The sequence below is a fragment of the Arthrobacter sp. MYb221 genome, from assembly GCF_002979835.1.
Classification (GTDB): Bacteria; Actinomycetota; Actinomycetes; order Actinomycetales; family Micrococcaceae; genus Glutamicibacter.
In genome coordinates, this window is the sequence record NZ_PCPW01000027.1 from 1 (window position 1) to 6543 (window position 6543).

Annotated in this window: 7 protein-coding genes; 2 read left to right on the plus strand and 5 right to left on the minus strand. The window is 56.5% G+C overall.

Annotation, left to right across the window (positions count from 1 at the left end; genetic code table 11):
- From CQ015_RS18410 to CQ015_RS18425, 4 genes are all read right to left on the minus strand, one after another.
- The coding region (locus tag CQ015_RS18410) for a transposase (RefSeq protein ID WP_146114096.1) at positions 1 to 759 on the minus strand (759 nt) is incomplete at its 3' end.
- A 570-nt stretch (positions 760 to 1329) separates the two neighbouring features.
- Positions 1330 to 1659: an SOS response-associated peptidase family protein gene (locus CQ015_RS18415; protein ID WP_105650832.1), complete on the minus strand. Its 330-nt coding sequence runs from the start codon at positions 1657 to 1659 to the stop codon at positions 1330 to 1332.
- Positions 1659 to 1928 carry an SOS response-associated peptidase family protein gene (locus CQ015_RS19650; protein ID WP_105650833.1) on the minus strand — a complete coding sequence of 90 codons (270 nt, stop codon included), beginning with the start codon at positions 1926 to 1928 and terminating at the stop codon, positions 1659 to 1661. Before CQ015_RS19650 ends, CQ015_RS18415 begins: the two co-directional genes overlap by 1 nt.
- A 740-nt stretch (positions 1929 to 2668) precedes the next feature.
- Entirely contained in the window at positions 2669 to 3379 is a 711-nt protein-coding gene (locus CQ015_RS18425; RefSeq protein ID WP_105650834.1) for a GntR family transcriptional regulator, read from the minus strand.
- Positions 3380 to 3422: 43 nt separating this feature from the next.
- Here CQ015_RS18425 and lhgO point away from each other — a divergent pair, with 43 nt between their 5' ends.
- Complete coding sequence (gene lhgO / locus CQ015_RS18430; RefSeq protein ID WP_219844332.1) at positions 3423 to 4634, plus strand: L-2-hydroxyglutarate oxidase; 1212 nt, start codon at positions 3423 to 3425, stop codon at positions 4632 to 4634.
- 57 nt (positions 4635 to 4691) lie between these two features.
- Entirely contained in the window at positions 4692 to 5999 is a 1308-nt protein-coding gene (locus CQ015_RS18435) for an MFS transporter (protein WP_105650835.1), read from the plus strand.
- Between the two features lie 222 nt (positions 6000 to 6221).
- On the opposite strand, the gene CQ015_RS19170 is transcribed toward CQ015_RS18435, so the two are convergent.
- Positions 6222 to 6543 (minus strand): hypothetical protein (locus tag CQ015_RS19170; RefSeq protein WP_219844333.1); only part of this gene is annotated, 322 nt, incomplete at its 5' end.

Genomic DNA, 6543 nt, shown 5'->3' on the forward strand with positions numbered 1-6543 from the left:
CTGGGCATGCAACGCGATCATCTGGCGGGCCAAGTGCGGGATGACCAGGCCAGCAGCATCGGTGCCGACCACGACCACTGTTTGCTCATCCAGTGCATCCATGATGGCGCTGGCCCACGCGGTGTGCCGGCGGGCTCCCTGCTTTTTCAGCTTCGCATCGATCCGTGCTTTGCCAGCATGCTTCAGTTGCGCTGGGGTGGGCCAAGCGGCGAGGACCTCCAAAACAGCATCATGCTCCAGCCACGGGCCGAGAACGCGTTCCAGCGGAGGGTGGATCTGGGTGAACAAACCGCGGATCCTGTTGCTGGTCTGGGTGATCTGCCGTGCCAGATCCAAGTCGAAACCGGTGAGCATGCCCAAGGTGGCTTCTTCTTCGTCGGAGACCTGAATGCTACGCAAGGTATGCGGCATGGTACGGGCCGCATCAGCGATGATGAAGGCATCTTTTTCGTCTGTTTTAGCCGTGCCGGGATACATGTCTGCGATGCGTCGCATCGAGAGTCCTGGCAGGTATGCCACTGGAATGCCGAGGTGCTGAGCGACGGCGACGGCCAGCGCGCCGATAGTGGCGGGCTGATCCACGACCACCAGAACGGTACCCTTGGCTCTGAGATTTTCGTAGACAGCGGTGAGTTTGGCTTCGTCGTTGGGCAGGGTCTTGTTCCAGATTTTGGTGCCGTCTTGGGTGACGGCGCAGGCCCAGTGGTCTGTTTTCCCGACGTCGAGGCCGAGGAAAATTTCGACATCCGTGGTGATCATGACTAGTGCTCCTTTGAACTAGTTTCTGTTCAAGGTCGATCGACCGCCGGTAGCAAAGTCTTACATCCACGTTATGACAGGCGTCCATTTTTGGCGCCGCGCCCCTAATCAGCAATCACCTCGCTGCCATCCCAATCTCGGTGGCAACACCCCCCGGATCATTGGTTAGACAGGGGCAAGACACCATGCCGAGATTGGTCGGCCGACAGTCCCTATGATCCTCTTTTTAGGGGCTATCAAATAGATAACGGGGAAGTGGTTTCGGCGGTTGCAGAGCCAGAGCGTTCTACTTCGCGGCAGCAGGCAGGCGTAGGGCTCGGCGTTAGTTCATACCTCACAACCGTAATCGCCCCAGCGGCAGTCACCTCCGTTGCGGTCGGACCCGCAGTAAGCGAGAGCTCCGCACAAGGCTCCGAAGTAGGCCTTGAAGTTGGCGCCGCAGAGGGCGCCCTGTCTGTGCGCCAGTGCGCCTTGATACGAACGAGCTATACGATCCAGCGACTGAATAGCCTCAGGCTGGGCCATCCTGGTTTACCGGAAGATCCCGCCTGTCTTGCCGGCGTGGGCTTCTCAAACAGCGAGCGTCCCGGGCGCCGCCAGTGAAACCGCGAACATGCCGCCGTCCCGCGGGAGGCATCGGTTGGCCTCGGATCTTGTGGTCGTCGCTGGGTCCACAAGTTCCGCTCCGTTATTGCGCACATTACCCACGACCTTGCCAACCTCCCGCGGCACGAGGCCCGGGTCGAAGATCGCCATCAGCAGCGGACGGATTTCCGTTTTACCAGTGAGTCCGGGATCCAGCCAGTCTTCTTGCTGGTCGGCAGGAACGATTACCGGGAGGCGGTCATGAATGTAGCCTAGGGCATCGACGGCTGGCCGAGTGCAGGTCGTCGTGGTCATCAGTCACTCTTTTCCCCGCTCTCCGGAAATTCCAGGTCGCTCCAGCACTCATAGAGACCGGCAAAGGCCGCAATTCCCCTGTCCTGTGGCTGCAGGTACGTGGGGAGCTTCTCGTTGTCGCCGACCAGCCATTCGCCGCAACTCTCCGCCGAGACTAGGACGCGGCGCTCCACCGCCAAGGAGCGGAAGGACGGCTTGTCCAGGACGGTCTTCGATCTGGCCCTGATAGCCCTGCCGCCCACCGGCTTGCTCTTGGCCCACAGCAGAATTGAGCACCTACCGTGCGGTCTTCAGTCGACCGCCGGAGCCCTTGCAATTCGGGCTACGACCGGTGGTGATTTTGACCTTCTGGGTCGGCGCGACGTTCAATTTGGCCTCACCTCACCACCCAAGATGTCCCCTATCCCGAAGGCCACCACCATGTCGACCTCGGCGCTTTCCATAACGAAATGACCACACATGCCCAAAGAATCCCACAGCACAACTCATTTCAGAACGGACCCGAGCAGTTTGGGGACGAATTGGTGGCGGAGGCTTCCGAAGCATCGACCACTTTAGCTGGTTCGGCAGTGCTTCCCCTAATACCTCGCGCTTCATTACCGATGGCCTAGCGCGACACCACCGAAGGCTCTACACGAAATACCACTAGTCGCCATCCACGACACCGGATCCCCGGTGTTCCGTCGGGAGTTGGAGAGCTCCACGGAGCCCTGGTGGCCGGGATCCTGCCGGAGCCAGATTGTGGATCCAGTCCCTTGAATTCCGGCATGCACCGCGACCGCGTGGCAGGCCTTCGCTCAGCAACCGAAAGCGGGAAGGCTGAAGCACACCGGGAGTGAAAACCCGGCAAGGAACGCATCGGTTGTTACGTGCTGGGGTATCACTAAACTGCAATGCAATGACGAAAAACCATGGAAGTTCTTCTGATCCGCTTTTTGGCGGTTGCGGGTTGCATGCAACCCCTGCTATGTTGTCTAGGTCACGGCAGAAAAGTCCAGGAACGGAGAAACTAATGAAGTATCCATGACAAGCGTTCGACAGAGAATTCGTCGCCGAAATCGGGGCGTCGTTGTATTTCTTGATTGATCAGCATTCGCGCGGTGTTTGAGATATGACGGCCCATTGCCGTGGCAGCCGCCACCCCATCACGGTTCATGAATGCTTCAAAAATGTCGCGGTGATCCTCAAAGCATTCCCGGGTAGAGCGCGAACGAGGGACCGTTTCGACTCCTCCGGAGAGAACAAGGTTTCTTTGCTCGAATAGCATCTGCACTGCCTTGACATTTCCCGACCCAGCAAGGAGGCTGCGGTGGAAATCTCGGTCTGCCCGGAGCGTTGCCGGAATGTCCGAGCATCGTGCAGCTTGCTCGAATTCAAAGAACGCTGATTCAACAAGCGAGCGTGCTTGGTCGTCTTGGAGTTCAGTGGCCCTCCGAGTAAGCGGAACTTCGAGCATTAGCCGCACTTCAAACCCCTCAAGCAAGTCCTCGAGACTGGTTTGGCGCACACGCATCCCACGGTTCTTCACAATCTCAACCATTCCCTTGCGCTCGAGCTCCAGGAGTGCTTCACGGATGGGCGTTCTGGAAACACCAACTCGTTCCGCCAATTCGCCAGCCGTGTACAACTGGCCCGGTTCTAGGGTCCCAATCAAAATCGCCCGACGCAGCTGCTCGTAAGCCAATTCGGTCAGATTAGACGTTTCGCGTTTTTCTTCCACCTAGTCATTATGTCATTTCTTAAATTCGTAGTAAGGATTCCAAGTGATAGAGAAAAAGTCTTTCGCAGTTGTCGGTGCCGGAATTATCGGCGCAGCTGTCGCGAGAGAGCTTACCCGTCGTTTTCCTGAGGCCTTAGTGTCGGTTTACGACAAGGAACCTCGGGTTGCCAGTCACCAAACCGGACACAACTCAGGGGTAGTGCACGCTGGCTTGTACTACGAAGTGGGCAGTTTAAAGGCCACGCTGTGCCGGCGCGGGGCGACTCTCCTGAAAGACTTTTGCACCGAGAAGGACCTGCCCTACGAGGAATGCGGAAAACTTGTCATTGCCCTGAACGAGCAGGAACGAGGACGTCTGATAAACATCCATGAGAGGGCATCCTCCAACCAGGTTCCAGGTGTCAAGATGATCAGCTCCGAGGGTATTCGAGAGATCGAGCCAAACGCCATCGGTATTGCCGCATTGCATTCGCCAAGTACCGCCATTGTGGATTACGCCAAGGTCGCAGAGGCATTGGCAGCCGACGTGGTGGAAGCGGGGGGACAGGTTCTTCTAAATTGCGAAGTCCTGAGCATCAACGAACAATCTACCGGAATAACTCTGGAAACCACACAAGGGAGCTTTGCAGCGGACTACGTAGTAGTCTGTGCCGGCGCTCAATCAGACCGGCTGGCACGAGGAGCGGGCGCATCCAAACAACCAAGCATAGTCCCGTTCTTCGGACAATATTTCAAACTCGACGAAAGCCATAGAGGCATCCTCAATGGCCTCGTCTACCCTGTCCCGGATCCCAAATACCCCTTCCTCGGCGTTCACCTTACCAAAAGGGTAGATGGGGAGATGATGGTAGGCCCGAACGCATTTCTCTCCTTGTCAAGGGAGAAATATACCGGGCTTGGTCTGGATGCCAGGGACCTAACGGAAACGCTGTCCAACCCAGGATTTTGGAAGTTCGCCTTTCGGAACATGCCCACGGCGATGCGAGAAGTCAAAACCGTGCTGTCCGAAAAATACTTCCTACAAGAAGCGGCCAAGTATGCCCCATCCTTGGAAGGTGCCACAACAACGCGTCTCACCCGAGGGATCCGCGCCCAAGCAATGGGTGCTGATGGCAGCTTGTTGGATGACTTCGTGATCGACTACGAAAAACGGGTCACTCATATACGCAATGCGCCCTCGCCAGGGGCTACCAGCTCCATGGCCATCGCCGAACACATCGTGTCATCTCTCGTCAAGCAATACGCCCTGTCCTAAACGCACTATCTTCTGCACTTTGTTCGGACAACGTTGTCCCAAACAGAAAGATTACTCATGAGCACACTCCAGGCAACAGAAACCCCGCAGGATGAAAAAACACGGCTACGCCGTGTAGCAACGGCTACCATCGTCGGCACCACTGTCGAATGGTACGACTTCTATTTGTATGCCACCATGGCCTCCCTCGTTTTCAGCAAGGTATTCTTTCCTGCTGGAGACAGCCAACTGGCAACTCTTCAGGCTTTTGCCACATTCGCAATTGGTTTTATCGCCCGACCCATTGGCGGAATTGTCTTTGGCCAGATGGGTGACAGGGTCGGACGCAAGAAGACACTGATTGTCACGTTCACGTTGATGGGTATCACAACTGCGCTCATCGGAGTCCTGCCAACCTACGAACAGGTTGGCTACCTCGCCCCGATTTTGCTTGTAGTACTTCGCGTTCTGCAGGGGATGGGAGCAGGCGCCGAATATGCCGGGGCAGCAGTCGTTTCCTATGAACACGCCAAGGCAAACAAACGAGGCTCCCAAGGTGCGTGGCCTGCACTGGGCTTGAACCTGGGACTGGTGCTTTCATCCCTAACGATTTTCCTACTAAGCCTCAACGGCGATGAATTTCTCATCAATGGCGGCTGGCGCATTCCCTTTATTGCATCAATCGCGCTGGTCGGAATCGGCCTATGGGTGCGTCGGAGCATGCCGGAGTCGCCGGAGTTCGAGAAGGCACGAAAGAACGCACCCAAGGTCACTCTGCGCACGGTGGCCAACAATCACTGGCGTGGACTGCTCGTGGTTTTAATTGTGGCCATAGGCTACAACGCCATCAGCTACATCTTCAAGACGTTCTCCATCGCCTATCTCGCCGAGTTCCAAGGCAAATCCGCAAATGTCACATCGCTGTCCGTACTTATCGCAGGAGTAATTGCGGTAATTGCAGTGCCCATCTTCGGTCATCTGTGCGATGTCCTGAGCAGTAGGACCATGATCATGCTTGGTGGCGTGTTAGCAGGCGTCTTTGCTTTTCCTTTCCTCTGGCTTCTGCAGACCGAACACAGTTGGGGCGCATACGTGGCGATCGGCATTGGCACTGGACTGCTCGCACCCATGATGTTTTCGGCGCAAGGGGCGTTCCTCAGCCGCCAATTCAGCACCGAATCCCGAAGCACCGGGGTCGGTACAGCGCGTGAAATTGGAACGGCCATAGCCGGCGGGTTGGCTCCGCTTGGAGCCCTGACCCTTGTCATTGCCTCGCCCACGAATTCAACCGTGGGGGTGGGGATCATCTTGGCTATCGCTGGGCTGCTGGTTCTGGGTGCCGCGCTATTCGATCAAGGCCGGCGTTTCAATAGCGACCATAACTAGACAAGCAGATCCGCATAGTATGCGTTGAGCAAAATCCCACTATGTGAGATGTTCCCTGTAAACGGGACTGACCTATTCAGCCCGTTTCCAGGAGTTTTTCAATGTAGCCATAAAGACCCTGGCCTCCGGTGCGGTCCGACCGTGGTCAGGGTCTTCCGGGAAAACCTGAGAATTCCCGAAACTCCGCAGCGGTATCAGCGCCGTTCACATAAGGTAAAAGGCTCAAGCTTGCGTGATGCTCCTGGAAGGCAACCGGACAAACTGGATGGCAACCCGAACCAAGACAATCGCACAGATATACGGCTTATAGGTCGCCTTGGAATGCCAACTCTCCCACCACCCGATATCTCTAATGGATCTTGGCAGGTCTGGTACTTGCTGGCAGGACAGATGCCACCTGTGGAAATGTGACTCACCCGTTATCAGTCCTTGGGCTTCAAGTGACTTGAAAAAGACCAGTCCGTTCTCGCAGGCGGCATCAGTCCAGCCTCTTGCCTTGGCTTGATAAAAGGTTGACCGCCAGCTGATCTGGTTGCATGCCCAT

What these genes read in the sequence shown, in the direction of transcription:
- CQ015_RS18435 (WP_105650835.1), top strand. Translation starts at nt 4,692, where the DNA reads ATGAGCACACTCCAGGCAACAGAAACCCCGCAGGATGAAAAAACACGG.
- CQ015_RS18415 (WP_105650832.1), bottom strand. Translation starts at nt 1,659, where the DNA reads ATGACCACGACGACCTGCACTCGGCCAGCCGTCGATGCCCTAGGCTAC.